This window comes from Halorubrum marinum (assembly GCF_048381195.1).
In the GTDB taxonomy this organism is placed as follows: domain Archaea; phylum Halobacteriota; class Halobacteria; order Halobacteriales; family Haloferacaceae; genus Halorubrum.
In genome coordinates this window covers 61,540-88,097 of sequence record NZ_JBLWMM010000007.1, presented here as the reverse complement: position 1 = coordinate 88,097, position 26,558 = coordinate 61,540, and the positions used below count along the sequence as shown (strand labels likewise).

Sequence of the window (26,558 nt, the reverse complement as noted above, 5' to 3'; positions counted from 1 at the left end):
AATAGATATGTATGAGGAACCGTGTTACTTAGATAACCGATCATGGTACCTGTAGACACGTGTACAGTGGACGGGAGAAAAGAGGCGTTACGACGGATGCTCCTCGCCAGGGAGTTCGAAGACACGGTACAAGACCAGTTCGCCGACGGGGAGATTCCGGGCTTCGTCCACCTCTCCCAGGGCCAGGAGGCCGTCGCGGTCGGGGCGTGTGGCGCCCTCACTGACGACGATTACATCACGAGCACCCACCGCGCTCACGGACACAGCATCGCGAAGGGGCTCGATCCGGACCGGATGCTCGCCGAGCTGTACGGCAAGGAGGCCGGCTACTGCCGCGCGAAAGGCGGATCGATGCACGTCGCGGCACTCGACGAGGGAATGCTTGGCGCACAGCCCATTGTCGGCGCGAGCGCTTCGCTCGCGGTCGGTGCCGGGCTCACGTCCCAGTACAACGACGAGGGCTGGATCTCGCTGGCGTTCATCGGCGACGGAGCGGTCGCCGAGGGGCAGGTGCACGAATCGTTCAACCTCGCGGCGACGTGGGGGCTCCCGGTCGTCTTTCTGATCGAAAATAATCTGTACTCCGAGGGGATGCTGTTCGAAGAACAGCACAATATCGAAAACCTGTCTGACATGGCCGCATCGTACGGCATGGAGGGCTTCACAATCGACGGACAGAGCGTCGAAACCGTCTACGAGACCGTCTCGGAGGCGCGCGATCGAGCGGTCTCCGGCGACGGACCAACGCTCATCGAAGCGAAGACCTACCGCTACCGCGGTCACTTCGAGGGCGATCAGCAGCCGTACCGGACAGAAGAAGAGATCGAGGGGTGGCGCTCCGAGCGCGACCCGATAAACAACTTCACCGAGAAGCTCCTCGAGAACGACGAGATCGTACAGTCGGAGATCGATGGCCTCCGCGAGGAGGTCGAAGCGGAGATGGAGGCCGCAGTGGCGTTCGCGCGGAACGCCGAGCCGGCGGACCTCGACGCTGCCTACGAGGACGTCTTCGTCGAGTCGGTACCGGAGATCGAACACCGCCGCGAGCACCTTGCGCGCGAGGAGCCCAACTGGGGAGCGTACTGATGGAGAACGCAGAAAACGACACGACCGTGGCGACCGAGACGATGACCGTTCGCGAAGCGATCCGAGAAGGCCTTCGCGAGGAACTCCACGCCGACGAGTCCGTCATGCTCTACGGCCAAGACGAGGAGAGCGGCGAGTCTTTCGAGGTAACGGCCGGTTTATACGAGGATTTCGGCGGCCAGCGTATCCGCAATACCCCGATCAGCGAGGCCGCTCAAGTCGGCGCTGCGGTCGGCACAGCCGCAACCGGTACCCGACCAGTCGTCGAGTTGAGCTTCGCCGACTTCATCGGGGTCTGTTTCGACCAGATCATGAATCAGGCCGCCAAGACGCAGTACATGTTCGGCGGCGAAGTCGAAGTGCCACTCGTCCTACGCGCGACTGAAGGAGGCGGAGTCAGCGCCGCGGCTCAACACTCGGGGACGGTTCACACGCTGGTAGCGCACCTTCCGGGGATCAAGGTAGTCGCGCCTTCGACCCCGGCAGCTGCGAAGGGGCTGATCAAGGAGAGTATCCGTTCGCAAGATCCCGTGATGTTCTTCGAGAACAAGACGATCTACGAGCGGAGCGGCGAGGTACCGACCGATAGCTCGGTAACCGTTCCCATCGGCGAGGCCTCGATCGAGCGGCCCGGCGAGGATGTGACAGTCGTCGCGACCCAGCGGCTGCTCGGCGAAGCGATGTCGATTGCGGACCGACTCGACGGCGACATCAGCGTCGAAGTGATCGATCCGCGCAGCCTCTATCCGCTCGACACCGAGATGATCCTCGACAGCGTCTCCAAGACGGGTACGCTCGTTATCGCCGACGAGAGCCCCGTGTCGTACGGGTTCCACGCCGAGGTCGTCTCGCGCGTCGTTGAGGATGGGTTCTTCTCGCTCGACGCCCCGCCACAGCGCGTCGGCGTCCCGGACACGCCGATCCCGTTCGCACCGAACCTGGAACACGAAATTCTCCCTGACGGGGACGACATCGAACGAGCCGTGCGACGCGTCCGATAACGCCGGGGAATCCACCGCCACCACCGCCTCTTAAATATTCGACCCGCATGCGAGACGCCGATATCAGCGGACGTGTAGTATCGAGAACGTGACTGTGGGTGCGCTACTCCGCGACGTGAATCGCTTTCTCGACCGCAGCTGCACACGCTTCCATCACGGATTCGGATAGCGTCGGGTGTGCGTGAATGGTGTCCGCCACCTCGTCGGCGGTCGTGCGTGACTGGACCGCCAGCGCGAGCTCGCCGACGAGCTCGGAGGCGTGTTTCCCGACGACGCGTCCGCCGAGGAGCTCACCCGACGGCTGGTCGACGATGACCTGAACGTAGCCTTTCGTGTTGCCCGCAGCCAGCGCCCGTCCGCTCGCGCTGAACGGCATGCGCCCGACCGCGATTTCGTGGCCGGCGTCTTCGGCCTCCGTCTTCGACAGGCCGACCGTACCGACTTCGGGATCGGTAAAGACGACTGCGGGGACGACGCGGTCTGCCATCGACGCGTCCTGACCGGCGATGGTTTCGGCGGCGACAATTCCCTCTGCGCTCGCTTTGTGAGCTAACATCGGTTCGCCGGCAACGTCGCCGACAGCGAACACGTGGTCGTCCGCGCCGACCGCGCCGCACTGGTCGTCCGTTTCGATGAAGGGGCTGTCCTCGAACTCGAGGCCGAGCCGATCGAGACCCGCGGTGTCGGTGACAGGCTCCCGGCCGACCGCGACGACGACCCGATCGGCAGCGTGGGTCGTCTCCCGGTCCGCCGCGTCGGTTGTCGTGACTTCGACCGCGTCGGGAGTTACCGTACAGTCAGTTGCGAACTCCTCGAAAACGAACTCGACGCCCAGTGACGAGACGTGGTCGCGGACCGTGCTCCGGAGGTCGTCTTCCCATCCGGGAAGGACGTTATCTTCGCCCTCGAGAACGGTGACTGACGTTCCGAGCTTGGCGAACAGTGTGGCGAGTTCGAGACCGATGTATCCACCTCCCACTACGAGGAGTTCGTTCTGAATCTTCTCAAGCGAAAAGACGTCTCGCGAGACGAGCACGCGGTCCTCTTCGAACGGGAACGACGGAAGCCGGATCGGGCGGCTGCCGGTGGCGATGACGACCTTTTCGAACGAGATCCGCTGGTGGTCGCCGTCCGGGAGTTCGACGTCTGCCTCGGTGTCGTTGACGAACTGGGCCCGTCCCGTGACCAGCGTGACGCCCGCCGCGTCACAGAGGTGCTCGACGCCGCCGGTGAGCTGATCGACGACGCCGGATTCCCACTCGAGCAGTTCGTCCCAGTCCACGTACGGATCCGCGTAGATGCCCATCGACTCGTGATGGCCCGCCTCGTGGACGATACTGGCCGCCGAAAGAAGGGCCTTCGACGGGATACACCCGTAGTTGAGACAGGTGCCGCCCGGTTTATCCGCGTCGACGAGCGTCACGGACAACCCGAGTTGTGCCGCGCGGATCGCCGAGACGTAGCCGCCGGGACCGGCGCCGACGACGAGCACGTCAGTCTCCGCAGGTAGCTCGGACATACGAGGTCTGGATGCGGGTGCAACCATAAATCTGGGCATCTTCTCCAAACGCGCGGAAGAGCGATCACTTCTGTCGTTCACGGCAGCGGAGGTATTTTGACGGTTGCCCCGCAATGCCGCGGTATGTACACCGTCGTGTTACCAATCAACACACAGGACCACGCGCTCGAAGACGCCATCTACTTCGTCAAATCGCTCCCCGGTGAGATCTCTGTCGTCGTCACGCATTCGCGGAAGGATATCGATATCGTCGGCTCCGACGGGGGTCGCGTCTCGATCGACCACGAGGATTTCGAGATCCCTGACGCGTTCGAGGGGGCTGTCTCCGCTCTGACAGAGGCCGGCCTGGACGTGACAAAAGACGTGCGAGTCGGAGAGGCGACCGAACAGATAGTCGAGGCGATCCGCGATCACGATGCAGATCAACTCGTCCTTCCCGCACGTAAGCGCTCACCGGTCGGAAAGGCCATATTCGGAAGTAGAACGCTAGATTTGATCCACGATTCGCCCGTCCCAGTGACTATCGTTACCGAACAGTGGACCAACGAGCGATAACGGCAAAGCCGGTGCCCTCAGAGCGAGATAACCACGGACGGTTCTGACAATCAATTTCTTCCTGCTAAAGACCTCACTGAAAACGAAGCTTCCCGCAGTAACGCGGAGCGTATTGCAGAAAGGGAAACACATATACTATCATGGTTGTTTGTGCAATCCATGACAAACCGTGATAGTCGACCTGCAAAAACTCCGCGCCGAGCGTATCTAAAATCCGTCGCAGCGACGTCCGCACTGGGGACGGTAGGGATCGCGGGTTGTATGGGCGACGACGGCACCTTCCAGCTGGAGGCGAACGCCGCCGGCGCTGAAGGCACCGTTCACGGGGACGCCGCCGCGATGGTCGGCGAACGCGTCGAGGAGAAGACCGGCGGCGACATCACCATCGACGCGTACACCGACAACGAGCTCGGTGGTCTCATCGAGTCGATGGAGAACGTCCAGTCCGGGGCGCTCGACATCTACGTGAACATTTACGCGCTCGCTGCGAGCTTCTACGAGGAGGCCCAGATCTTCGACGCGCCGTATATGTACGACCCTGACCGGCCGTACGAGCACTTGATGGAGGCGACCGATCCCAACCAGTCGGAGACCGCACGCGACCTCATCGAAGACATCGCGGACGAGACCAGCCTCCGTTCGCTCGGGACGTTCCCACAGGGGACGCGCCGCGTCACCGTCACCGGCGACGAGCCGGTGACCAACCCCGAGGAGCTCAGCGAGAAGCTGCTCCGCGCGGTGCCGGTCCCCATCTTCGAAGAGACGGTCGTCGGCCTGGGCGCGCAGGTGACCGATCTCGACTGGGGAGAGGTCCCACAGGCCCTCGCGACTGGGCAGATAGACGGTCAGGAAAACCCCTACGAGATCATGGTTGGCGCGGGCATTCAAGAGCACACGGACTACGTCCTCGAGACGGATCACATGCACCCGGCACTGGCGTTCTGGATCAACGACGACACCTGGAGTGAGTTCACCGACGAGCAGCAGAACGCGTTCTACGAGGCGATCTCCGAGGCTCAGGCCGAGGCGATCGAACAGCTTCGGTCGAACATCGAGGAGAACAGACAGGTGTTCCGCGATGCGGGCGCGGAGATCCTGACCGCTGACGACATCGAGTTCGAGGAGTTTGCATCGGCGACGCGATCGCACATCCGCGAGACGTTCCCCGACTTCATCGACCGGATCGAGGACATCCACGGCGGAGACTACCAATAACTACCCCGATATCCGAATATATCTCGATGTCTCTGAAACGACTCGTGGGCACGATACCGGCGTATGTTGGTGCCGTCGGTGTGGTGAGCATCTCGGCTATCATCCTCGTGATCATCGTAACGAGAAACGCCGGTATATACGTCTCCGGGCTACTGTCGCTGGCCCAGATCACGTGCGTCTGGGTGATATTCCTGCTCATCGGAGGGCTGGCGCGTGAACGACGGCACATCCAGATCGACTACTTCGTGGAGCGGCTTCCCGAACCGTACGACGAGTACCACGAGTGGGCGCTCCGCGGGTTGAACCTCGTCGCTTGTTTCGTGTTCCTCTACAGCGCGCTGTTCGCGACGCTCAATGGACTCGACTCTGTCGTAGGCGGTCTCGGTGTTCCGACAGCGGTGTACTTCGCCGCACCGTTGCTTGGATTCATCATGCTTACCATTGTGTATGCGGGACAGTTCGCGGAGCTACTGGGGATCGAAAACGCATGGACAGAGGCGGCTCTCGATGATTAGCGGCGGCGTATTCGTCGTCCTCACCTTCTTGGTGCTCGCCCTGTTGCGGGTGCCGGTGTTTATCGCGCTGGGGCTGCCGGCGTCGATCTACCTGCTGGTCTTCTCGGGACAGCCTGCGCAGTTCCCGATCAACCGGATGGTGCGGACGGTCGACTCGTTCTCACTGCTCGCCGTACCGATCTTTATTTACGTCGGCTCGCTGATGAACCACGGTGATATCACCGAGAAGATCTTCGAGTTCGCCGACAACATCGTCGGCCACCTCACCGGCGGCCTGGCACAGGTGAACATCCTCACCAGCCTCATCTTCTCGGGTATCTCCGGGTCCGCGCTCGCCGATATCGGCGGGGTCGGAAAGGTACTGATAACGACGATGAACGAACACGGGTACGAAGGGCGATTCTCTGCGGCGCTAACGAGCGCCTCGGCGACGGTCGGTCCGCTGTTTCCGCCGAGTATTCCGCTCATCCTGTACGGGATCCTCGCAGAGGAGTCGGTCCTCAACCTGCTCGTCGCGGGGGCGCTGCCGGCGCTCGCTACCGTCGGACTACTGATGGTCGGGACCTACATCATCTGCCGGCGCGAGGGGTACTCCTCTAACGAGACCCGGCCCCCGATCCGGACGATCGTCCGTTCATTCGTCATCGCGTTCCCGGCAATCGCGACGCCGATCGTCCTGATAGCGGGGATGCTTTCAGGATTGTTCGGCGCGACCGAAGCGGCCGCGGTCACCGTCCTCTATATTTTGTTCATCAACGTCGTCGTGTATCGGATCACGAATATCAGATACATCTGGAGCGCTGCCGTCGACACGGCGAAAACGACGAGCACCGTTCTCATCATCCTGGCTGCGGCGGGGCTGTTCTCGTTCATTTTGTCGATCGAGCGTGTCGACGTCCAGTTTGCGAATCTGCTTTTCAGCGTCTCCGAGAGCCCGCCCGTAGTCTTGTTAATGGTTATTATCCTCGTTCTCACGCTCGGGTTGATCCTCGACCCACTGGCGGCGCTCGTGATGATCGTGCCGGTCGTCGTACCGCCTCTCATCGAGGTCGGACACGACCCGATCCACATGGGCGTCGTCATCGTCTACGGGCTGATGATCGGCCTTCTGACGCCGCCACTCGGGTTGTCGGTGTACTTATCGGCTGACATCGCTAGAGTGGATCCGGTCGAGGTCTTTCGGTCGACGGTCCCGTACTACGTCATACTGCTCACGGGGCTGTTCATCGTCGCGTACATCCCGGAGATTAGTCTCTATCTGATACAGTTCACGTAGACCGCCTCTGGAGTGCCTCCGAAAGTGATCGTTTCAAGAATCCGTAAACCGTGCATCTCCTTGCGATCATTCTTCACATCGCGTAGTCCGAACATCGGTGATGACATCTTGTCGACCACTGTGGTGACACCTCGAGAAGAGCAGTGATCGTGAATGTGCGGAATGATCCTGTGGTCACGTTTATCGCTCGGAGAGTAGTTGATCCCACCTGGTGGATCTACGACTTCGGTGAGGGCCAAATCAGCGGCGAATGCCAGTACTGGGCGATCGCCAGCAAGCACTGCCGATATCAATACGCGCTTGGTTCCGTCTCTATTTTTCATGCACATCTACAGATGAGGGTACTGTGATGCGCTGGCGATACCGGGAGACAGTCCTCGCGTTGTGTACCCTTGCGTTCTTCGCGACGATGGTGGCGCGGATGGCAATCAGTCCGGTGGTCCCGTCGATCACGGCTGAGTTCGAGGTTTCGAATACAGTCATCGGCTTCGCCCTCACCGGGTTGTGGGCCTCGTACTTTCTCACGCAGTATCCGAGCGGCGTGTTCGCCGACCGGTTCGGGGAACGCTCCGTCATTCTCGTCTCCATCGGCGGCACTGCGGTGGCGAGTCTGGCCATCGGGATATCGCCGAATATCGCGGTGTTCGTCGGCGCAATACTCCTCCTTGGCGTGACGACCGGTCTCCATTACAGCGTTGCCACCTCGCTTCTGACGCGGACCCATGATAACGTCGGGACCGCGATCGGCCTCCACAGCACCGGCGGCCCGGTCGCGGGGCTCGTCACCCCGGTCGTCGTTGCCTGGATCGCGGTGCGGTATGGCTGGCGGATCGGCGTCACGATCGGCGCGGTGGTCGCAGTCGTCGTTTTCGTCGGCTTCGCGTGGAAAGTGCGGCCGACCCCGCCTCGAACACCGGACCGGTCGATCGGCGAACTGTTCGAGTACGAAACTATCCGAAACGTGCTCGCACGTCCGCCGATCGCGTTCACCGTCTGTATCGCGGTCCTCAGCGAATTCGTCTGGCAGTCGACGGCCTCGTTTCTACCCACGTTCCTGATCGCACATCACGGGCTATCGACGACCGCCGCCGGCATCGGCTTTGGCGGATACTTTCTGGTTCACGGCGTCGTTCAGATCGCCGTCGGTCGGCTCTCCGATCACTACGGACGCGATCGGTTGATCGCTGGATGCATGATCGCCGGGATCGCGGGGTTCTCCACCCTCGTCGTCGGCAGCGGACTGGCCGCGATCGCGACCGGTATCACGCTCGTTGGGATCGGTATGAGCTGGATATCCGCGGTCTTGCCTCGGTTCATCGACAACCTCTCGACCGCGGAGCAGGGCGTCGGATTCGGTCTCGTCAGAACGGTGTACGGCCTGCTCGGAGCCTCCGGCTCCGTCAGCGTCGGGATCGTCGCCGACGCGTTCAGCTGGGGCGCCGCGTTCGGTCTATTAACGGTACCGCTGTCGTTGGTACTGTGCGCCTTCGCGGCGAACTACGCGACTGGGTTGCGGTACTGAGATCAGGGGTACTGAGATCAGGGGTATTGAGATCAGGGGTATTGAGATCAGGGACCCGAGCTGGCGGTCGCGGTGCTAGGGGCCCTCAGAGCGAGCGTTCGATCATCGTCTCAACAGCGTCTCGCGTGAGGTTGCGGGGGTTCCCTGCGGTCAGGCGTTCGAGCTGGAGCGTCCGTTCGGCGAACTGCTCGACGTCGTCTTCGGTGGCGCCGAACGCGGACAGGCCGTCGGGAAGGTCTAGGTCGGCGGCGAGGGCTGCTACCGCGTCCGCCGCCTGCGTGCCAGCCGGTGCGTCGCTCGTCCCGACGTCGACGCCGAGGAATTCCGCGACCCGTTCGTGGCGATCGGGCGCCGCGGCGCCGTTGTACCGGAGGGACGCGGGGAGGAGCGTCGCGACGGTCGCGCCGTGGGGACTGTGGAGTCGGCCGCCGATCGCCATCGCCATCGCGTGATTAACCGTTACGCCCGCGTTCGTGTACGCCACGCCGGCGCAGAAGCTCCCGAAGAGCATGTTTGCTCGCGCGTCGAGATCCTGGCCGTTCCCGACGACACGACGGATGTTCTCTGCGATGAGTTCGATTGCCTGTAGAGCGAACGAGTCCGTTAGCGACGTGCGGCCGCCGTAGTCGGGGCGGTCCGCGGGGCCGGCGGCGCGAGGCTTCTGGTCGAACCGGCGGACGGTGTACGCCTCGATAGCCTGTGAAAGCGCGTCCATACCTGAGGAGGCCGTCTGTCGAGGTGGGAGCGTAACCGTGAGCGTCGGGTCCAAGAGCGCGAGGTCGGGGTACTGGTGGCGGCTGGAGATACCGACCTTCGTGTCCTGAGCCGGGAGCGAGATGACCGTAACCGGCGACGTCTCAGCGCCGGTTCCCGCGGTCGTGGGCACGCAAATCGTCGGTCGACCCGACGCCGGCACGGCCTTGCCGTCGCCCGTCGGCGGTGCGACGTACGCGAGCGGTCCGTCGTCGGCCTCGAGGAGCGCTCCCGTGGTTTTCGCGGCGTCCATCGCACTTCCGCCGCCCACGCCGATGACGACGTCCGGCTGAACGTCACGGGCGTGTTCGAGGAGGGCCCGGAACACGTCGATGTCCGGCTCCGGTTCGACTTCGCCGTACACGTCGTAGTCGATGGCGTCGGGGAGTCGCGTGGTCAGATGCGAGACGACGCCAGCGTCGACGACTCCCGCGTCCGAGACGAACAGCACGCTCGATGCGTCGAACGCGTCGAGTTCGTCGCCCAGTTCCTCGGCCGCCCCGACACCGAACGAGACGCGATCGGCTACGTCGAACGTCCAGACTGTCTCTGGTTCGAACATGGTCTTCCTGCGACCGAGAGCACCATATCTCTTTCTCAGGTACAGCCGTGGGCGGTCGTCCCGCCAGCGCGCCGCGACGATCGGCTACCGATCGTCGACTTCGACGTTCGGGGGGAGCGGAAGTCCGCGCTTCTTCCGGGCTGCCATCACGCGCTCGTACTCCTCGGTCTGTCCGGGTCGCTCCGATATCTCGAGGTCGGAGAGGTCGAATTCGCCCTTGACACCGCCGCGAGCGCCCCACGCGCCGACCCAGAGCGTGTCCAATCCGACGTTCCCGATGGCGTGCGAATTCCCGGTGGGGAAAAAAGCGCAGTCGAAGCGACTCATCCGCTCGTCGCGGTACTCGGTCACGAGTCGCGCCTCGCCTTCCATCACCCAGTAGATCTCCTCGTGGGGCCCCTCGTTGTCGAAGTGCGTGTGCAGGCTCGTGTACTCGCCCGGCTCCAGCTTCATCACGGAGCTGTCTGAGATCCGATCGAGTTCGTCGAAGTTCGACATCCACGCCAGCCAGTCGGCGTTGCAGCCGACCGCCGGTGCTTCGTACCGCGTCTTGGGCTGGAGGTCAGTGAACGCTTCCACCGCCGGCTCGGGCCGGTCTGCGTTCGGAGATCCAACGTGATTACCGTCGTCGCCGTCGTCGCCGGGCGCGGTCGAGAGGCCGCGTTCGGCTCGCGTGGCCATAATTTGCTCGTACTCTGCGCGGCCCCTGGTCTCGCTCCCGGATTCGAGCGTCGACTCCGCCGACGCCTCGTTGTCGCCCGTGGAGTACCAGGTGCCGATCCAGAGGGGCTCGGTGCCCGTGTTCCCGAGTTGGTAGACTGCCCCGGCTGGGACGGCGACGTGGTCGAAGCGCCCGAGGGGCTCGTCCCGACGCTCGGTCCGGAGCACGCCGCGCCCGGAGAATACGCGAAGTACTTGCTCCAGGGGGACGTCCGCGTCCGCCCGGTGAGTGTGAAAGTCGGTGTAAGCGCCCGGATCGAGTCTGAATAGTTCGAGGCCGTCGAACCACCGGGACGCGGGGAACTCGTACCGCCAGACGAGGTGGTCGAAATTGCACCCGACATCGGACCGGTGACGGGTCGCCGGGATTGTCTCGTCGAACCGCGCGACGCTGGCCTTCGGTCGCTCCTCGACCGGTCGGGTCGGGTCGGAGTCGTACTGGATCCGCATCGGGATTAGGTCTCGTCCGGGACGAGTACCGCGTGCACGATCTCGGAGTCGAACTCGTCGCCGGGGAGCTGGCGCTTGATCGCCGTCTCCGCCTCGGAGACGGAGAACGTGTGCGAGTTGATGCGGGCGACGTCCTCGGCGTTCCGTTCGAGGACGTTCATCGCCTTCTCGACGTCGCCGGCCTGGCCGCGGCCGCCGAGAAGCGTTATTTCGTCGCCGACGATGTCGTCAATCGGAATGGTCGCGTCCTCCCCGAGGAGGCCGACCTGCACGAGTCGGCCGCGCGGACGGACGAGGTCGATGGCCATGTTGACGGCTGGCTCGGCGGGGGCGGTGACGATGACGACATCGAACCCCGAGCCATCCGTGAGGTCCTTCGCGCGCTCGACGGCGTCGGGGTCGTCGCTGTAGAGCGTGTGGGTCGCGCCGATCTCGGCGGCGACCTCGAGGTTCTCATCGTCCGACGGCAGCCCCATGACCGCGAGCGGGTCGGCGCCGGCCTCCTTCGCGACGATCGTCGACGCCAGCCCCTGCGCGCCCGGACCGACGATGGCGACGCTCTCGCCGGGGTCGACCTGGCCTTTCCGGCTGACCCAGCGGACGCCGTTCCCGATGACGCTACTCAGACACGCGGCCTTCGGAGAGACGTCGTCGCTGACGGCGTGGACTCGCGACTTCGGGTGGAGGTACATGTACTCGCCATAGCCGCCCCAGACGCCGGGCTCGACATCGGTCGAGAGCGTGATTCCGTAGAGGCGGTTCTCGGAGCACATATGGTAGTGTCCCTGGAGGCATTCCTCGCAGTCGTTACAGGGGAGGTACGGCTCGGGGGAGACGCGGTCGCCGACCTCGATGCCCCACTTGTCGAGGGTCTCTTCGGCACCGTCGACGACGACGCCGGCGACCTCGTGGCCGAGTATCATCGGGAGTTTCCCCATATCGTTCGTGTCCTTATAGAGGCTGAGATCGGTTCCGCAGACGGACGTCGCTTCTACCTCGATCACCGCACCCTCGGGCGCTTCTGGGACGGAGAACTCCTGGGGTTCGAGACGGCCAGGTTCGGACAGTACCATAGATGTTGTCTTCACGCTAACTCACGTCGTGCGATTCTCTACCACAGTTCTTAAAGGCACGGGTCGGGGCACTGTTCCCTCGCGAAGATGCCTCCGAGGGACGGCGTCAGCGGTCCGTATCGGCGTTGTCATTGGTCGCCGCCACCGCGGGCCGCCGCGCGGTCACTCGTCGCTGGCGACGCCGCCGTCGCGGACGGCGCCGAAGTAGTCTGCCTCCTCGTTCCGCGTCCCGATCTGGCCGCCCTTGAGCGCGAGTTCGAGGCCGTCGAACGTCGACTCGTCGGCGTGCACGCGGCATAGCGGCGCGCCCGGACCGACGGGCGCGATCGCTTCGAGCGCGCGGATGTCGAGTTGCGGAATCGCGTGACTGCTCGTGTCGCCGCCGGCGACGCACGCCCGCGTCAACCCGGTTCGCTCCAAGGCCTCGCGGAGTATCGCGCCCTGTTCGCGTCCGAGCCGCGTCTCCAGCGTGCCGTCGACGTCGAGCGAATCGTAGTACTCGCGGGTGTTCTTCAGGGCCGGGTCGTCCGGACCGCGAGCGGAGTAGAGAACGACGCTCTGTCCGTTTTCGATGGCATCGACCGCCGACTCCACCGCCGTCGAGCGCGCGGCGGCGGCCGCGTCCGGGTCGACCAGCGCCTCGGTGTCGAGACGGATATCGAGGAAGCCGTGCTCGCTCGCCCAATCGATCTGCGTGGCCGTCGTCGACGACGCGCTCCCGGCGACGACGAGCAGCGTGTCGACGGAGCCACGCTTCCGGTAGAGTCGGTCATCGCGGTCGATGAGACCGTCGGCCTCCCACGCGTGCACCAGTGAATGATGTTGGACGCCGGAGGACCCGACCATGAACAGCGGGCCGGACGCCTCGCGCGCGCGTTCCCAGAGCAGGCGCCCGATGACCCCGAGGTGGTCGGTGTCGAGCGCGTCGAAGACGACGATCTCGTGCGCCTCGCTCGCATCCGCGAGCGCCGCGTCCGCTGCAGCGACGGAATCGAGGTCCGTGACGTCGACACGGCCGATAGAGCGGTCGGTCTGCTCGGCGAGGTGATCACGGAGGTCGCTCTCCCGCATCGGAGTGATGGGATGGTCGCGCATCGTCGGGTGGCGGTCGATCCGGTACGTCTCGCCGTCCTGTACCGCGAAGAGGTTCGAGAACGCGACGTAGCGACCGTGAGGCACTTCCGTCCCCTGCGAGACCGGGACCACCGGGGCGTCGTACTCGGCCTGCCCGAGGTCGATGGCGCGACCGATGCTGCCGACGCCGGGTGCGGAGTCGAACGTCGAACAGACCTTGTAGTGGACGATCGGGACGTCGAGGTCGCCGAGCGCCGCGAACGTCGGCCGGAGTTCCTCGGTCATTTCTGAAGGGTTCATCGACCGACTCGCACCGGCGACGCCGAGCGCGTCCAGGTCGTCGAACCGCTCTAGGTCCGCGGGCGTCGGCGGATCGTCGACGAACAGCAGTGCGCGGACGCCGTTGTCAGCGAGACCTTCCAGTGCGTCCGTCGACCCGGTGAAGTCGTCCCCGTAGAACGCCATCAGGAGGTCGTCGTCGGTCGAACGGGTCGTCTCGTCTGTCATGGCTTCGAGTCGGTTACAGTCATGTTCTGTCGTAGTAGTCGAGTGCGGTGCGCAGTGCGTCGTGGTCAGTCGCGTACTCTTCGAGCGAAATTCCCTTTATCGCGGCCTCCCAGCCCTGTTTGAGGTGTGCGACGCCCGCGCCGGGGCCGTCCGGGTGGCCGAGGATGCCGCCGCCGGCGAGGTACATGAGGTCCGTGTTCCCGAGCGCCTCGTACGTGCCCGGTGCCTGCGCGGCCCACTGGCCCGAGGAGAACACCGGCATCGCGACGTCGTCGGGCGAGGCGATGGGGCGCTGGACGGCCTTGGCCGACCGGATCACGGACTCGTCGGACTCCGTGAACTTGTTCCGAAGGCCGCTCACGTGGAGGTGATCGACGCCGGCGAGTCGCCAGAACTGCTGGTACGCCTCGTAGCTGAACCCGAGCCGTGGGCATCGCGAGAGCGCGCCCCACCCGTTTCGGTGACCGTGGATGGGGAGGTCGGCTTCCTGGCGAAGTGTCTGTACCGCGGCGAGCCCGACGCTCTGGAGGCTGACCATCACGCAGTTCCCGCCGGCCTCCTTCACGGCGTCGTGGCGTTCGAGCATCTCGTCGACGGTGCCCGTGATGTTGCACGCGTACATGACGCGGTCGCCGGTCTCGCCCTCGTGGCGGTCGATGACGTCCATCACCGCCTCGACGCGCTCCTCGACGCGCGAGTACGGTGGGCTCGCGATGAGTTCGTCGTCCTTGATGAAGTCCAGGCCCGCGTCGACGACAGGCTCGAGGACCTCGGCGGTGTCCGCGGGCGAGAGACCGACGTTCGGCTTCACGATCGTCCCGATGATGGGGCGGTCGTGCACGTCGACGAGTTCGCGCGTCCCCTCGATTCCGAACTGCGGCCCGGGGTTCTCGGCCGCGAACACGTCGGGCAGGTCGAGGTCGACGAGTCGAAGCCCGGAGAGCGGCCGGAGCTCGTACAGGTTCCCGGCGACCGTCGTCATGAGGTTCGGGAGCGACGGCCCGGTGTTCTCGAGCGGGAACGAGAGGACGACCTCCGCACGCGTGTACGAGACATCGTCCGTGTCAGCTGCGGGTTTCGACCCGGGGAGCGACGGTTCTTGCACCGCCTCCAGCTCGGTCGTCGCCTCGACGCGGGCGGCGTGGCGCTCGCGGAGCGCGTCGGTCTCGCCGGGGACGTCGACGAACGTCCCGGATGACTGTTCGCCAGCCATCATCTCCGCGACCCGCTCGACGGGCTGGGGCGTCTCGATCAGGTACGTCGCCTCCGTCCGGGAGTCGTCACGCGTGGTTCTCTCGGTCATCGGTTTGATCGGTTCATCATCGGTCTGGTTGGTCTGGCACGGTCAGACCCCGCGGTCCTCGCGCACGGCCTTCGCGAAGTCCTTGGGCGTGTCGCCCGGTTCGACGCCGAGGCTCGCGGCGCGGTCGTTGACGTGACTGAGCACGCCGTCCTCCCACGCGGAGACGGCGTCGCCGATGTGCGCGCTGTCGACGTCGACCGCCGCGGCTGGGATTCCGCGGTCGTTCATCGTCGCCAGTCGGCCGATGCCGGCGTCGTCCTTGCCGACGCCGGCGTCGTAGAGCGTGATTCCAGCGACCTCGGTCGGGACGTACGTCTCGAACTCGCCGGCCAGGCGCTCGCCGTGACTACCGGCGATCGTGATCGCGCCCTCGTGGCGGTCCGATATCAGGCCGATAGAGTCGACCGCCCAGACGGGAACGTCGCCGCCCTCGAGCTCGACCTCGGTCAGGTCGGTGTCGGCGTCGCCGGAGACGGGGTCGACGTCGCCGTCGTGCATCGTGGCGGCGCAGTCGAGCGCGTTCTGGCCGGGCTCGCAACCGAGGTCGGCGGCGACATCGTTCACGCGACTGATCTCGCCGTTGCGCGCCATGTCGACGCCGTCCGCGATGCGTGCGGTCTCGTGGTCGACGACCGCGGCGGGACAGCCGAGATCGTCGAGGTACGGAAGCGACTCGATGCCGGCCTCGTCGCGCCCGATGCCCGCGTCGTTGAAGACGACGCCCGACACGCCGAGGCTGGCGGCGTACCGGCCGGAGGAGATCCCGCCGTGACTGCCCGTGATCACCGTGGTCCCAGTCGCGTCGTCGGGTTGAGTCATGCTGTCGACGATACGTATGTCTCTTGGCATCCTCTCGCATACTGCGCGCGCGGTAATAATAAAATGTTCCCCGGATGCAACGCTCCCCCGTCGACGCGACCGGTTCCGGACCTGTCGATACGGCCGAGTCCGAGCACGGTCGCGGCGTGGCCGACGTCAGTCGGTCTCCTCGACGAGCTGCATCGGGACGAGCGTGTCCTCGGGTTCGAGCGTGACGACCTTCCAGGCGAACCCCTGGGACGGCTCGTCATCCCAGATGCGGATGCCGCGGGATTCGAGTTCGGCCATCCCCTCGCGGATGTCGTCGACGCCGAACGCGATGTGGAACCAGCCGTCGCCCTGTTCTCGGAGGACGTCGTACGTCCAGCCCTCCTCGCTGAGCGGCTCGATGAGCTCGACGATGTTGTCCCCGGCTTGGTAGAGCGCGACGTCTATCTCCTGAGGGATCTTGTACTGGGCGGTCATCTCCCCGCGCGTGAGGAGCTCCATCCCGTAGTTCTCCTCGAAGCTGGTCATTGACGATTCGATGTCCTCGACGACGAACGCGATGTGGTGGATCTTGTTGAACATTGGTGGTGTGTCCGCTGGAGACGGTTCGCCGCTCGACGCCGCCTCGAAGCGATTTGGGCCACTCCCGGCGACGGGATCGTCCGTCGATCGACGCTCGATGGGTCGAGCGACGAACGCCCGCACGCGGGAGTCGTACCCTAAGGCTCACCGCCCTGGACCTTAGGGTTTGCTGACGTCGAGCGAATCGCGAGTACGAACCGACGAAGCCGTTCAGGGGGTGTGGTCGGCCTCGAACGCCGCGTACTCCTCGGCGCCGAGGAACGTGGAGAGCTCGTCGAGCGGGATCGTGTCCATCTCGTGGTCACCGGTCCGCATCATCGAGTCGAGGTAGCGCTGCATCGCGGTCACCGACACCTGGAGTAGCCCGGAGACGTCGCTCACGACAGCGACGCCCGCCTCGTCGTACGCGTCGATCGGATGGCGCGTCTCGAACGCGTCGTTGGTCGTCTCGATCGCGAGCGCGTAGAACGGGACGTCGACGCGGCCCGCGATCTCCGATAAGTCATCGAGCGGTGCGACTTCGCCGAGCAGGAAGACATCGGCACCGGCCTCGGCGTACGCGTTCCCGCGTCGCACGACCTCGTCGACGCCGTGGTCGGCGTACGCGTCGGTGCGAGCGATGACGACGAACTCGTCGTCCGTTCGCGCGTCGACCGCGGCCCGGACCTTCCCGACCATCTCCTCGACGGTGACGAGCGACTTCCCCGCGAGGAGCCCGCACTGCTTGGGCATCGCCTGATCCTCGATGAACGCGCCCGCCGCGCCGGTCTGCTCGATCTCGGTTATCGCGTGCGAGACGTTCGCGACGCCACCGTAGCCGGTGTCGGCGTCGGCGACGAGCGGCGTGTCGCCTGCCGCCCGCACCGCGTTCCGCACGACGTCGACGGTCTCCTTCAGCGACGTGAAGTTCAGGTCGGGGTACCCGAGGAGGCTGGCGGCGGTGCCATACCCCGAGTGCTGGAGGCCGTCCGCGTCGGCGTGTTCGGCAGCCAGCTTCGCACTGAGCGCGTCGTGGACGCCCGGAAGGTACGCTATCTCTTCGCGTCCGATGCAATCTCGGAGCCGTCGACGGACACTCGTCGATCTCATACGCCCGGATACGTCCGACTCGATGATATAGGTACGCCGCCGCAGCCCTCGTGATGAACGTAATAGTTAACAAGGAGCACACAAGTAGTCCAAGCGATACAATGACTGATTGGTTAGCGGACGACGTAGCGGTAGTCACCGGTGGTGCGAGCGGGAACGGTCGAGCGATCAGCACTACCCTCGCCGAGCACGGCGCGGACGTGGTCGTCGCGGACATCCAAGAGGAGCCCAGAGAGGGCGGCGAGCCGACGCACGAACTCGTCGAGTCCGAGCACGGCCAGCGCGGCGAGTTCGTCGAGTGCGACGTCACGAACATGGACCAGCTCGAGGAGGTGTTCGACGCGGCCGAGGCGCTCGGCGGCGTCAGCATCCTCGTCAACAACGCCGGCATCACGGAGGACACGCAGTTCCTCGACGAGACCGAGGCCGACTTCGATCGCATCATGGACATCAACGTGAAGGGGCCGTTCTTCGCGTCCCAGCTCGCCGCGGAGCGGATGGTCGACGCGGGCCGCGAGGGGAGCATCGTGAACATCGCGAGTATCTCCGGCATCGTCGGCCGCGGGAACGGCGTCGTCTACAGCTCGTCAAAGGGTGCGCTCCGCCTGATGACGTACGCGCTCGCGGCGTCGCTGGGATCGCACGGTATCCGCGTGAACGACGTCTCGCCGGGCGTCGTCGAGACGAGCATGACCCACGACGACCTCGGGATGTTCGAGACGGACGCGGCCGAGGGGTACGCCGCGCGGACGCCCCTCGGTCGCGTCGGCAGACCCCAGGACATCGGCAACGCCGTGCTCTACCTCGCCAGTCCGCTCGCGGACTTCGTCAACGGCGAGACGCTCGTCGTCGACGGGGGCGCGACGAACTCTCACGGCATCGAATCGTCCGAGGATAAATGACTCGCGTCGCGCTCTTCCACACGGTCGCGTCCCTCTCGGGGCGGTTCGAGGAGCTCGCCGCCGAGCACCTCGACGACGCCGAGTGGTACCACGCCGTGGACGAGAGCGTTCTCGACGACATGCTCGACGCGGGCGAGCTCACGCCGAACGTCACCGAGCGCATCTGCACGCAGCTCTCGCTCGCACAACGCGGGGGCGCCGACGTCATCCTCGACACGTGTTCAAGCACGTCTCCGGCAGTCGACATTGCGCGGGCGCTCATCGACGTTCCCATCGTGAAGATCGACGACCCGATGACCGAGCGCGCCATCGACCTCGGCGATCGGATCGCGGTCGTCGCGACCGCGGCCTCGACGCTCGGTCCGAGCCGAGCGCTTATCGAACGGAAGGGCGAGGCGGCCGGTCGCGACGTGACGGTCGAAACGGTCCTCGTGGACGACGCGTTCGAGGCTCGACGGGCGGGCGACCGCGAGACGCACGACGAACTCGTCTCCGCGGCCGTCGAGGATCTCGCCGACGACGTCGACGTCGTCGTGCTCGCGCAGGCGTCGATGAGTCACCTGGAGCCCTCGCTGTCCGAGCGCGTGAGCGTGCCGTTGCTCTCCAGTCCGGACCTTGCGATGAAGCGCGTCGCCGAACTCGCTAGCGCGAGCACCTGACCTCGAACGAACCGCTCGTTCGACTGGAGGGGGTGCCTCGTCACTTCTGAGAAGCAGAGTGCCGCGGGGCACAGCTATACGCCCCCTGGTCGTGTACTCGAACAGGAACATGTCGTTCAACCACGAGTACGCGCAGGCGAACGGGATCGAACTGCACTACGTCCGCGAGGGGTCGGGGTTCCCGCTGTTCCTGGTGCACGGGTGGCCGGAGTTCTGGCGTGCGTGGCGGAAGAACGTCCCGGCGCTCGCGGAGTCGTTCGACGTTATCGCCCCCGACCTCCGCGGGTTCGGCGACTCCGAGAACCCCGACGTTCCCGCCGAGGAGGGGTACGGCGTCGACGCGCACGTCGAGGACGTGCTGGCGCTCGCCGCCGAATTGAACATCGACGAGTTCGGCTTCGTGAGCCACGACCTCGGCGCGTACGTCGGTCAGGAGATCGCGCGCCAGCGCCCGGACGTACTCCGCGGGCTCTTCCTCTTCGACACGCCGTACCCGGGCATCGGCGAGCGTTGGCGGGACCCCGAGCACATCAACGAGATCTGGTACCAATCGTTCAACCAACAGCCGTGGGCCGCGGACCTCGTCGGATCTAGTCGTGAGGCCTGCGAAACGTACATCGGGCATTTCCTCGACCATTGGGCGGGCGACCCGTCGACGTTCGACGCCGAGGACCGCGAGGCCTGGGTGGACACCTACATGCAGGAGGGAAACCTTCAGGGTGGATTCAACTGGTACGTCGCCGCCGACGACGCGCGAAAGGACCTGATGCGCGACGGCGCACCTGAGATGGACCGCATCGAGGTCCCGACGCGGATCCTCTGGGGCGAACTCGACCCGATCGTGGACTCCGCGTGGGCCGACCGGCTCGGCGAATACTTCGCCGACTACGAGCTCGACACCGTCCCGGACGCCGGGCACTTCCTCCACCACGAGAAGCCCGCGCAGGCGAACGCCGAGATCGAGTCGTTCTTCGGGAGACTCGACTGAGCGACGGGGCCGCGCCGCCTGAGAACCGACCGCGCGAGCCGCCTCAGTCGAACGCCACCCACGCGGGCGTCGACAGTCCGCGTTTCTTTCGGGCAGCCATCACGCGCTCGTACTCCTCGGTCTGTCCGGGTCGCTCCGAGACCTCAAGATCGTCGAGCTCGAACTCGCCCTCTCGGCCGCCGCGAGCGCCCCACGCGCCGATCCAGAGCGTTTCCACCCCGAAGTTCCCGATCGAGTGCGGGGTGTTCGTCGGGAACAAGGCGCAGTCGAACTGGCGCATCCGTTCGTCCCGGTACTCCGTCACGAGGCGCGCCTCGCCCGAGAGCACCCAGTAGATCTCCTCGTGCGGGCCCTCGTTGTCGAAGTGCGTATGGAGACTCGTGTACGCGCCGGGCTCCATCCGCATGACGACGCTGTCGGAGAACCACTCCAGGTCCTCGGTCGTCGTGATCCAATCGGGGCGGTCGGCGTTGCAACCGACCTCGGGGGCCTCGTGGAACACCTTCGGCATCGACTCCTCGAACCGCGTGACCGTCGGCTCCGGGCGGCCCTCGTCCGGGTCGCCCTCGTAGTCGCCGGTGTATCCGGGTGCGGTCTGCAGCCCCTCGGCCGTCCGTGCGGTCATGATGCGCTCGTACTCCTCGCGAGCGCCCGTTCGTGCCGCTGGTTCGAGCGTCGACGCCTCGTCGAGGTCGTCGTCACCCACGGACAGCCACGACGCGAGCCACAGCTCCTCGGTGCCGGTGTTCCCGAACTGGGAGGCCGCGCCCGTCGGGACGGTGACGAGGTCGAACCGCTCGAGCGGTTCGTCTCGCCGTTCAGTGCGCAGCACGCCCCGTCCCGAGACGACGCGGACGACCCGCTCGACGGGTCCCTCGACGTCCGCCCGATGCGACTGGAAGTCGGTGTACTCTCCCGGATCGAGCCGGCGGAGACGGCCGCGGTCGAACCACCGCGACGCCGGGAGTTCGTACTCCCACACGAGGTGGTCGAAGTTACAGCCGACGGCCGACGCGTGCCGGGTGCTCGGTTCGGTGTCGTCGAATCGAACGACGCTCGCCTCCGGTCGTTCGCCGGTCGACCTGAAGGGATCGCCGTCGGAGTCGATTTCGACTGGCATTCGATACCATCGTCGATTCCAACCACATTAAGCGTTCGTGCGGGTTACCCGCAAACCGGCGTTCGAAGGAACAGGCCTGTAGCGTCGGTTCGTCAGTGCAAAGAATAATCCTCTTCCGTGTCACACGGTAGACTATGCCAAGCAAAGAGATGGGGACGGTCGCGTATCTCGTAGAACCGGGGCGCATCGAGTTCAGGGAGTACCCAGTTCCGGACCCGGAACCGGGTGAGGTCGTGACGACGGTCGAGCGCGCGAACGTCTGCGGGTCGGAGCTACACATCTGGCGAGGGAACCACCCTGAAGTCAAGGAGGGGTCGCTCGGCCACGAGGCGCTCTGTCGGATCGACGCCCTCGGCGATGGCGTCGAGACCGACTACGCCGGCGAGCCCGTCGAAGAGGGCGACCTCATCGCGCCCGTCTACTACCTCACGTGCCGGAAGTGTTCGGCGTGTCTGAACGGGCAGTTCCACCTCTGCGAGAACGTCTACGAGTACTGGTCGCGGTCACCGGAGGAACCGCCGCACTTCCACGGGACGTTCGGGACGCACTACGTGATCCACCAGGACCAGTACTTCTTCAAGATACCCGACGGGCTCGACCCCGGCATCGCGGCCGGCGCGAACTGCGCGCTCTCGCAGGTGATGTTCGGCCTCGACGAGACCGGCGTCGAGTACGGCGACAGCGTCGTCGTCCAGGGCGGCGGCGGCCTCGGTCTGAACGCGATCGCGTACGCGAACGAGCAGGGTGCGGAGACGATCCTCATCGAGGGCGTCGACGGCCGCATCGAGCGCGGCCGCGAGTTCGGCGTCGACCACGTCGTCGACTTCCGCGAGTACGACACGGTCGACGCCCGCGCGGAACGCGTCCACGACCTCACGGACGGCGTCGGCGCCGACGTCGGCGTCGAGGTCGCGGGCGTCCCGGAGGCGTTCGCGGAGGGGATAAGTCTCCTGCGTGACGGCGGCCGCTACTTGGAGATGGGGAACGTCACGCCCGGCGCGATGGCAGACTTCGACCCCGGACTCCTCACCCGCAAGTCCGTCGACATCACGGCCGTGGTGCGATACGATCCGTGGTACCTCCACCGCGCGCTCGTGTTCCTCGACGAGCAGACCGACGCGTATCCCTACGAGGACCTCATCGACGCGGAGTTCGATCTCATGGACGTGAACGACGCGCTCCAGCAATCGGACTCTCGGGAGATCACGCGAGCGACGCTGCTCCCCCGCTGACGCCGTAACGTTTCCTGCTCCTGCGGTGACCCACAGTCTCTCGACGTGGCCGAAAGCGTCGGTCAGTTCGTCCGAACGAGCGCGTCCACGACGGAGACGTCGTCCTCGTGGACGACGACCGGGTTCAGGTCGAGTTCGGCGACGCCGTCGACCGTCGCGGCAAGTCGGCCGACCCGCACGACGAGATCGGCGAGTGCGCCGGCGTCCCGGGACGGGTCACCGCGGTAGCCGCCGAGTTGCTCGTCGAGCGTCGTCGATTCGATAGCGTCGTGTGCGTCTTCGTTCGAGAGCGGCGCGACGCGAACGGCCACGTCGTCGTGGAGTTCGACGGCCACGCCGCCGGAGCCGACGGTGACGACGGGGCCGAACGCATCGTCGCGGGTGGCGCCGACGAGCGTCTCCACGCCGCCCTCGTCGTGGGGCTGGACGAGCACGCCTTCGATACGCGCGTCTGGCGCGTGCGCTCGCGCGTTCGCGACGACGGTTTCGTACGCCTCGCGGACCGCAGCGGCGTCCTCGAGACCGACTTGGACCGCGTCGGCGTCGGTGCGATGCGGGACGTCCGGGGAGTCGATCTTCAGCACGACCGGGAACCCGAAGTCGGCGGCCGCGTTCGCGGCTTCGGTCGCGTCGGTCGCGAGCGCGGTCGGGTGCACGTCGATGCCGAATGCGTCGAGCAGCGCGGCCGCTTGCGTCCACGAGAGCACGTCGTTCGACGGGAGGTCGATGCCGGACAGGGCCTCCGATGCGTCGACGTCGCCATCGCCGTTGATCGTGTCGACATCGCGTTCGAGCGTTGCGCGCGACGGGCGCTCCGCGAGTCGATCCGCGTTCTCGCCGGCGCGGACGAGGGAGGCGACGGCGTCCATGCAGCGACCCGGGTCGTAGTACAGCGGCGTTCGCTGGCGGACGCGCTCGTAGGGCTGGACGCCGCCAGCCTCGATCGGCTCCTTCCGGCCGGTCCAGAGGAACAGGACGGGGTCGGACGCGGCGTCGGCGACCGCGAGCAGCGAGTCCGCGATGGCGTCGGCGTCCTCGCCGACGGCGGGGAGCCCGATCGCGAATACGTAGGCGTCGAAGGCGTCGTCGGCGAACAAGATATCGGCGACCTCCGGCAGGACGTTGACGCCCTGACCGCGGATGTCGGCGGGGTTGTGAAGGCCACCGAACGTCAGGAGGTCCTCCATGTCGAGCAGCGCGCGCTCGGTGTCGCCCTCGACGGCGGGAAGGTCGAGGCCGTGCTCGGCGGCCATATCGGCGAGCAGGCTCCCCATCCCGCCGCTGGTGGACGCGATGCAGACGCGGTCGGACCCCGGCGGGTCGAACGCGGCGTGGGCCTTCGCGCGACCGAGCAGGTCCGGAATGTCGGGGACGCGCTCGATGCCGACCTGTGCGAACGCGCCCGCCCAGACGTCGTCGCTCCCCGTGACCGAACCGGTGTGCGAGAGGATCGCGGCTTCGGCGACCGCGGACTGCCCGACCTTCACGGCGAGGACCGGTGTTCCACTCCGGAGGGCTTCGTCGGCCGCGCGGACGAACCGGCGCGGGTCGTCGAGCCCCTCGACGTACGCGCAGACCACGTCGACGGCGTCCTGCGCGCCGAGGTACTCGACGATATCCGTCACCGAAAGCGCGGCCTCGTTCCCCGTCGAGACGATGTGCGAGAACCCGACGTCCTCGTCGGCCGCACGCTCGAAGAACGTCGTGAACGCGAGCGCGCCCGATTGACTCGCGAGGCCGATGGAGCCGAGTTCCGGTTCGCGCGAGCACGTGCTCGTGAGCACCGTCCCCTCGACCACGTTCGCCAGCCCGATGCAGTTCGGCCCCGCGACCCGCACGTCGTACTCGTCGGCGACGTCGACGAGCTCGGTCTGGAGGCGTTCGCCCTCCGCGTCGGCCTCGGCGAACCCGGCGGTGATGACGAGCGCGGCTGGCACGCCGCGTTCGCCCGCCTCTCGGAGGACGTCGACGGTGACCGCGCGCGGGACGCTCAGGACCACGAGGTCGACGGTCTCGGGGAGCGCGGCGACGTCGTCGTAGCAGGGCATTCCCCAGGCCTCGTCGCGTCCGGGGTTGACGAGGTAGACCCGACCGTCGTACCCGTACTCGAGGAGGTTGTCCACGAGCTGTCCGGAGTACCAGTTGTCGGGGCTCGCGCCGATGACCGCGACTGAATCGGGTGCAAGTAGCGGGTCGAGGTCCGACCGGTGGGATCCGCCGCTCCCCCCGGTCTCGGTGATTCCGTCGCTCTCGTCGCCGGTCATCGCCACCACCACCGACGGCCCGCTTCGTGACGGTCGGACGGCCCGCCGGCGTGGACGCGAGTGCGGTCGGCGTCCGCGTCGGTGAGCGGAGTCGTGTTGGCGTCCTCATCGGTCGGCAGGACGGCGTCATCGATCCCGAACGCGTCCGTGTCGTGAATACTGCTCGACATACACTATGGAATCGCCCTCGCGGAAATAAAAACCCATGCGTCCCAGCGGGCCCCCGGCGGGCGTGTGACCCGCTCCGTGGCGTCGTATCGCCACTACAGCAAGAGTTAATAGCCGGGATCGTGTCCACTACACTGCTCGTTGCGACGTAGTCACACGACTGCGTATGGAAGGCGGACACGACCGCGTGTTCGCGATAGCACAGCGAGCGCTTGATACATGAGCATGGATATCAGTACTCACGAACTCGGGCGAGTTGACCGATGACTGTCGGATTCGTCGGCCTCGGCCGGATGGGACTCCCGATGGCACGGAACCTCGTCGAGGACGGGTTCGACGTCGTCGGCGCCGATCTGGACGACGAACGGAAACGCGCGCTGGCGGACGCCGGCGGCGGGACTGCGGACTCGATCGCAGATGCCGTCGCCGACGCCGACGTCGCGATCACGGTGCTGCGCACGCCCGAGCAGGTCCTCGGCGTCGCCGAAGCGCTGCTGCCAGCGATGGACGAGGGCGGGCTGTGGGTCGACATGAGCTCGATCGACCCGCTCACCAGCGAATCCGTTGCCGAACTCGCCGCCGAGAAGGGGATTCGGACGGTCGACGCGCCCGTCAGCGGTGGCGTGTCCGGCGCCGAAGCGGGGACGCTCTCGGTCATCGTCGGCGGCGACGAGGGCGACGTCGACGAGGCGAGAGCGCTGTTCGAGCCGATGGCGGAGACGGTGTTCCACGTCGGATCGATCGGCGCCGGTCAGACCGTCAAGCTCGCGAACCAACTCCTCGTCGGTGCACAGACCGCCCTCGTCGCGGAAGCGTTCCGGTTCGGCGACGCGAACGGCATCGACCGCGGGACGCTTCGGGACGTCCTCGTCGAGAGCGCTGGCTCCTCGTGGGTGCTCGAGACGTGGGGCGACCGCTATATCGAGGAGGATTACGAGCCGGGGTTCGAGATCAACCTCCAGCACAAGGACCTCCGCCTTATGATCGAGGCCGCCATCGAGCTCGACGTTCCGGTCCCGATAGGCGCCGCCGCGATGCAGAAGTACGTCGAGGCGAAGCGCGACGGACTCGCCGACAGAGACGTTACCGCCGTCTTTCAGCTCTGACATCCACGACGCCAACCGACACCGAATCGCCAATCAACGCTGAATCGCCGACCGACCCCAACGCCGCACGGAATCACAGATCGACCAACGAGACACCACAACACCACACTATGTTCACCAAGATCCACCACATCGCGTTCGTCGTCGAAGACATCGAAGACGCAATGGACCGATTCGAAGCCAACTACGACATGACGCTCGTCAACCGCGACGAGGTCACGGGCGCGTTCTCGATGGACGTCGCCCTCTACAACGCCGGCGACAACATCGTCGAACTCATCGAACCGCTCGGCGACGAGGGATGGACGTACGACGTCCTCCAGGAACAGGGCGAGGGCTGGTTCCACATCGCGTTCGAGGTCGATGACATCCGCGAGAGCATGGCGGAACTCGAATCCCGCGGCATCCGCGTGAAGGACGACGAACCACAGGAGGGCTACGACTGGGAGGTCGTCACGCTCGACGAGCGAGACACGCTCGTCCCGACGCAGATCGTCGAAGAGTACTGAG

General features: G+C 65.7%; 25 protein-coding genes. 13 read left to right on the top strand and 12 right to left on the bottom strand.

The genetic code is table 11. From position 1 onward, the window contains the following. The first annotated feature begins 42 nt into the window (after window positions 1-42). Together ACNSN4_RS13990 and ACNSN4_RS13985 are read left to right on the top strand one after the other, a co-directional pair. Complete coding sequence (locus ACNSN4_RS13990) at window positions 43-1,086, top strand: thiamine pyrophosphate-dependent dehydrogenase E1 component subunit alpha (protein WP_418286460.1); 1,044 nt, start codon at window positions 43-45, stop codon at window positions 1,084-1,086. Next, window positions 1,086-2,087: an alpha-ketoacid dehydrogenase subunit beta gene (locus ACNSN4_RS13985; protein ID WP_418286459.1), complete on the top strand. Its 1,002-nt coding sequence runs from the start codon at window positions 1,086-1,088 to the stop codon at window positions 2,085-2,087. The genes ACNSN4_RS13990 and ACNSN4_RS13985 overlap by 1 nt, the downstream gene beginning before the upstream one ends. Before the next feature lie 103 nt (window positions 2,088-2,190). Here the strand turns inward: ACNSN4_RS13985 and lpdA are convergent, their stop codons facing one another. Next, entirely contained in the window at window positions 2,191-3,606 is a 1,416-nt protein-coding gene (lpdA, locus tag ACNSN4_RS13980; RefSeq protein WP_418286458.1) for a dihydrolipoyl dehydrogenase, read from the bottom strand. A gap of 123 nt (window positions 3,607-3,729) precedes the next feature. Here lpdA and ACNSN4_RS13975 point away from each other — a divergent pair, with 123 nt between their 5' ends. The 5 genes from ACNSN4_RS13975 (at window position 3,730) to ACNSN4_RS13955 (ending at window position 8,689) form a co-directional block, all read left to right on the top strand. After that, window positions 3,730-4,161: a universal stress protein gene (locus ACNSN4_RS13975; RefSeq protein ID WP_418286457.1), complete on the top strand. Its 432-nt coding sequence runs from the start codon at window positions 3,730-3,732 to the stop codon at window positions 4,159-4,161. 261 nt (window positions 4,162-4,422) lie between these two features. After that, complete coding sequence (locus tag ACNSN4_RS13970; protein ID WP_418286456.1) at window positions 4,423-5,376, top strand: TRAP transporter substrate-binding protein; 954 nt, start codon at window positions 4,423-4,425, stop codon at window positions 5,374-5,376. 44 nt (window positions 5,377-5,420) lie between these two features. Further along, on the top strand, window positions 5,421-5,891 hold the full coding sequence (locus ACNSN4_RS13965; protein WP_418286455.1) for a TRAP transporter small permease: 471 nt from the start codon (window positions 5,421-5,423) through the stop codon (window positions 5,889-5,891). Further along, window positions 5,884-7,167 (top strand): TRAP transporter large permease, encoded by a 1,284-nt coding sequence (locus ACNSN4_RS13960; RefSeq protein WP_418286454.1) that lies wholly within the window; start codon window positions 5,884-5,886, stop codon window positions 7,165-7,167. The genes ACNSN4_RS13965 and ACNSN4_RS13960 overlap by 8 nt, the downstream gene beginning before the upstream one ends. A gap of 349 nt (window positions 7,168-7,516) precedes the next feature. Beyond that, window positions 7,517-8,689: an MFS transporter gene (locus ACNSN4_RS13955; protein ID WP_418286453.1), complete on the top strand. Its 1,173-nt coding sequence runs from the start codon at window positions 7,517-7,519 to the stop codon at window positions 8,687-8,689. 85 nt (window positions 8,690-8,774) lie between these two features. Here the strand turns inward: ACNSN4_RS13955 and ACNSN4_RS13950 are convergent, their stop codons facing one another. The 8 genes from ACNSN4_RS13950 to ACNSN4_RS13915 all read right to left on the bottom strand — a co-directional run bounded on the left by ACNSN4_RS13950 (window position 8,775) and on the right by ACNSN4_RS13915 (window position 17,609). Then, a complete protein-coding gene (locus tag ACNSN4_RS13950; protein WP_418286452.1) occupies window positions 8,775-10,004 on the bottom strand; it encodes a hydroxyacid-oxoacid transhydrogenase in 1,230 nt (409 codons plus the stop codon). An 84-nt stretch (window positions 10,005-10,088) separates the two neighbouring features. Beyond that, window positions 10,089-11,174 (bottom strand): cupin domain-containing protein, encoded by a 1,086-nt coding sequence (locus ACNSN4_RS13945; RefSeq protein WP_418286451.1) that lies wholly within the window; start codon window positions 11,172-11,174, stop codon window positions 10,089-10,091. 5 nt (window positions 11,175-11,179) lie between these two features. Then, window positions 11,180-12,247 (bottom strand): zinc-dependent alcohol dehydrogenase, encoded by a 1,068-nt coding sequence (locus tag ACNSN4_RS13940; RefSeq protein WP_418286450.1) that lies wholly within the window; start codon window positions 12,245-12,247, stop codon window positions 11,180-11,182. Between the two features lie 162 nt (window positions 12,248-12,409). After that, the gene (locus tag ACNSN4_RS13935; protein WP_418286449.1) at window positions 12,410-13,828 is read right to left on the bottom strand and encodes a four-carbon acid sugar kinase family protein; all 1,419 of its coding nucleotides are present in this window, start codon (window positions 13,826-13,828) and stop codon (window positions 12,410-12,412) included. Between the two features lie 19 nt (window positions 13,829-13,847). After that, window positions 13,848-15,131 (bottom strand): ribulose-bisphosphate carboxylase large subunit family protein, encoded by a 1,284-nt coding sequence (locus ACNSN4_RS13930; protein WP_418286448.1) that lies wholly within the window; start codon window positions 15,129-15,131, stop codon window positions 13,848-13,850. Window positions 15,132-15,173: 42 nt separating this feature from the next. Further along, on the bottom strand, window positions 15,174-15,980 hold the full coding sequence (locus tag ACNSN4_RS13925) for a hypothetical protein (RefSeq protein ID WP_418286447.1): 807 nt from the start codon (window positions 15,978-15,980) through the stop codon (window positions 15,174-15,176). Window positions 15,981-16,106: 126 nt separating this feature from the next. Then, window positions 16,107-16,520 (bottom strand): VOC family protein, encoded by a 414-nt coding sequence (locus ACNSN4_RS13920; RefSeq protein WP_418286446.1) that lies wholly within the window; start codon window positions 16,518-16,520, stop codon window positions 16,107-16,109. A 210-nt stretch (window positions 16,521-16,730) separates the two neighbouring features. Further along, window positions 16,731-17,609: an isocitrate lyase/PEP mutase family protein gene (locus ACNSN4_RS13915; protein WP_418286445.1), complete on the bottom strand. Its 879-nt coding sequence runs from the start codon at window positions 17,607-17,609 to the stop codon at window positions 16,731-16,733. A gap of 101 nt (window positions 17,610-17,710) precedes the next feature. Between ACNSN4_RS13915 and ACNSN4_RS13910 the strand changes: the two genes are divergently transcribed. The 3 genes from ACNSN4_RS13910 to ACNSN4_RS13900 all read left to right on the top strand — a co-directional run bounded on the left by ACNSN4_RS13910 (window position 17,711) and on the right by ACNSN4_RS13900 (window position 20,158). Further along, window positions 17,711-18,511: an SDR family oxidoreductase gene (locus tag ACNSN4_RS13910; RefSeq protein WP_418286444.1), complete on the top strand. Its 801-nt coding sequence runs from the start codon at window positions 17,711-17,713 to the stop codon at window positions 18,509-18,511. Continuing rightward, a complete protein-coding gene (locus ACNSN4_RS13905; protein ID WP_418286443.1) occupies window positions 18,508-19,170 on the top strand; it encodes an aspartate/glutamate racemase family protein in 663 nt (220 codons plus the stop codon). Before ACNSN4_RS13910 ends, ACNSN4_RS13905 begins: the two co-directional genes overlap by 4 nt. 109 nt (window positions 19,171-19,279) lie before the next feature. Continuing rightward, window positions 19,280-20,158: an alpha/beta fold hydrolase gene (locus tag ACNSN4_RS13900; protein WP_418286442.1), complete on the top strand. Its 879-nt coding sequence runs from the start codon at window positions 19,280-19,282 to the stop codon at window positions 20,156-20,158. A gap of 43 nt (window positions 20,159-20,201) precedes the next feature. On the opposite strand, the gene ACNSN4_RS13895 is transcribed toward ACNSN4_RS13900, so the two are convergent. Next, the gene (locus ACNSN4_RS13895) at window positions 20,202-21,278 is read right to left on the bottom strand and encodes a cupin domain-containing protein (protein WP_418286441.1); all 1,077 of its coding nucleotides are present in this window, start codon (window positions 21,276-21,278) and stop codon (window positions 20,202-20,204) included. Between the two features lie 134 nt (window positions 21,279-21,412). Between ACNSN4_RS13895 and ACNSN4_RS13890 the strand changes: the two genes are divergently transcribed. Further along, complete coding sequence (locus ACNSN4_RS13890; protein WP_418286440.1) at window positions 21,413-22,510, top strand: zinc-binding dehydrogenase; 1,098 nt, start codon at window positions 21,413-21,415, stop codon at window positions 22,508-22,510. 62 nt (window positions 22,511-22,572) lie between these two features. On the opposite strand, the gene ACNSN4_RS13885 is transcribed toward ACNSN4_RS13890, so the two are convergent. Continuing rightward, window positions 22,573-24,774: an acetate--CoA ligase family protein gene (locus ACNSN4_RS13885; RefSeq protein WP_418286439.1), complete on the bottom strand. Its 2,202-nt coding sequence runs from the start codon at window positions 24,772-24,774 to the stop codon at window positions 22,573-22,575. Then, window positions 24,771-24,944 (bottom strand): hypothetical protein, encoded by a 174-nt coding sequence (locus ACNSN4_RS13880; RefSeq protein ID WP_418286438.1) that lies wholly within the window; start codon window positions 24,942-24,944, stop codon window positions 24,771-24,773. Before ACNSN4_RS13880 ends, ACNSN4_RS13885 begins: the two co-directional genes overlap by 4 nt. Before the next feature lie 261 nt (window positions 24,945-25,205). Between ACNSN4_RS13880 and ACNSN4_RS13875 the strand changes: the two genes are divergently transcribed. Beyond that, window positions 25,206-26,048, top strand: coding sequence for an NAD(P)-dependent oxidoreductase (locus ACNSN4_RS13875; RefSeq protein ID WP_418286437.1), 843 nt, complete (start codon window positions 25,206-25,208; stop codon window positions 26,046-26,048). Between the two features lie 110 nt (window positions 26,049-26,158). Further along, a complete protein-coding gene (locus tag ACNSN4_RS13870) occupies window positions 26,159-26,557 on the top strand; it encodes a VOC family protein (protein WP_418286435.1) in 399 nt (132 codons plus the stop codon). The last annotated feature ends 1 nt before the right edge of the window (window position 26,558 follow it).

What these genes read in the sequence shown, in the direction of transcription:
- ACNSN4_RS13990 (WP_418286460.1), top strand. Translation starts at nt 43, where the DNA reads ATGGTACCTGTAGACACGTGTACAGTGGACGGGAGAAAAGAGGCGTTA.
- ACNSN4_RS13985 (WP_418286459.1), top strand. Translation starts at nt 1,086, where the DNA reads ATGGAGAACGCAGAAAACGACACGACCGTGGCGACCGAGACGATGACC.
- lpdA (WP_418286458.1), bottom strand. Translation starts at nt 3,606, where the DNA reads ATGTCCGAGCTACCTGCGGAGACTGACGTGCTCGTCGTCGGCGCCGGT.
- ACNSN4_RS13975 (WP_418286457.1), top strand. Translation starts at nt 3,730, where the DNA reads ATGTACACCGTCGTGTTACCAATCAACACACAGGACCACGCGCTCGAA.
- ACNSN4_RS13970 (WP_418286456.1), top strand. Translation starts at nt 4,423, where the DNA reads ATGGGCGACGACGGCACCTTCCAGCTGGAGGCGAACGCCGCCGGCGCT.
- ACNSN4_RS13960 (WP_418286454.1), top strand. Translation starts at nt 5,884, where the DNA reads ATGATTAGCGGCGGCGTATTCGTCGTCCTCACCTTCTTGGTGCTCGCC.
- ACNSN4_RS13955 (WP_418286453.1), top strand. Translation starts at nt 7,517, where the DNA reads ATGCGCTGGCGATACCGGGAGACAGTCCTCGCGTTGTGTACCCTTGCG.
- ACNSN4_RS13950 (WP_418286452.1), bottom strand. Translation starts at nt 10,004, where the DNA reads ATGTTCGAACCAGAGACAGTCTGGACGTTCGACGTAGCCGATCGCGTC.
- ACNSN4_RS13945 (WP_418286451.1), bottom strand. Translation starts at nt 11,174, where the DNA reads ATGCGGATCCAGTACGACTCCGACCCGACCCGACCGGTCGAGGAGCGA.
- ACNSN4_RS13940 (WP_418286450.1), bottom strand. Translation starts at nt 12,247, where the DNA reads ATGGTACTGTCCGAACCTGGCCGTCTCGAACCCCAGGAGTTCTCCGTC.
- ACNSN4_RS13935 (WP_418286449.1), bottom strand. Translation starts at nt 13,828, where the DNA reads ATGACAGACGAGACGACCCGTTCGACCGACGACGACCTCCTGATGGCG.
- ACNSN4_RS13930 (WP_418286448.1), bottom strand. Translation starts at nt 15,131, where the DNA reads ATGACCGAGAGAACCACGCGTGACGACTCCCGGACGGAGGCGACGTAC.
- ACNSN4_RS13925 (WP_418286447.1), bottom strand. Translation starts at nt 15,980, where the DNA reads ATGCCAAGAGACATACGTATCGTCGACAGCATGACTCAACCCGACGAC.
- ACNSN4_RS13920 (WP_418286446.1), bottom strand. Translation starts at nt 16,520, where the DNA reads ATGTTCAACAAGATCCACCACATCGCGTTCGTCGTCGAGGACATCGAA.
- ACNSN4_RS13915 (WP_418286445.1), bottom strand. Translation starts at nt 17,609, where the DNA reads ATGAGATCGACGAGTGTCCGTCGACGGCTCCGAGATTGCATCGGACGC.
- ACNSN4_RS13910 (WP_418286444.1), top strand. Translation starts at nt 17,711, where the DNA reads ATGACTGATTGGTTAGCGGACGACGTAGCGGTAGTCACCGGTGGTGCG.
- ACNSN4_RS13905 (WP_418286443.1), top strand. Translation starts at nt 18,508, where the DNA reads ATGACTCGCGTCGCGCTCTTCCACACGGTCGCGTCCCTCTCGGGGCGG.
- ACNSN4_RS13900 (WP_418286442.1), top strand. Translation starts at nt 19,280, where the DNA reads ATGTCGTTCAACCACGAGTACGCGCAGGCGAACGGGATCGAACTGCAC.
- ACNSN4_RS13895 (WP_418286441.1), bottom strand. Translation starts at nt 21,278, where the DNA reads ATGCCAGTCGAAATCGACTCCGACGGCGATCCCTTCAGGTCGACCGGC.
- ACNSN4_RS13890 (WP_418286440.1), top strand. Translation starts at nt 21,413, where the DNA reads ATGCCAAGCAAAGAGATGGGGACGGTCGCGTATCTCGTAGAACCGGGG.
- ACNSN4_RS13885 (WP_418286439.1), bottom strand. Translation starts at nt 24,774, where the DNA reads ATGACCGGCGACGAGAGCGACGGAATCACCGAGACCGGGGGGAGCGGC.
- ACNSN4_RS13880 (WP_418286438.1), bottom strand. Translation starts at nt 24,944, where the DNA reads ATGTCGAGCAGTATTCACGACACGGACGCGTTCGGGATCGATGACGCC.
- ACNSN4_RS13875 (WP_418286437.1), top strand. Translation starts at nt 25,206, where the DNA reads ATGACTGTCGGATTCGTCGGCCTCGGCCGGATGGGACTCCCGATGGCA.
- ACNSN4_RS13870 (WP_418286435.1), top strand. Translation starts at nt 26,159, where the DNA reads ATGTTCACCAAGATCCACCACATCGCGTTCGTCGTCGAAGACATCGAA.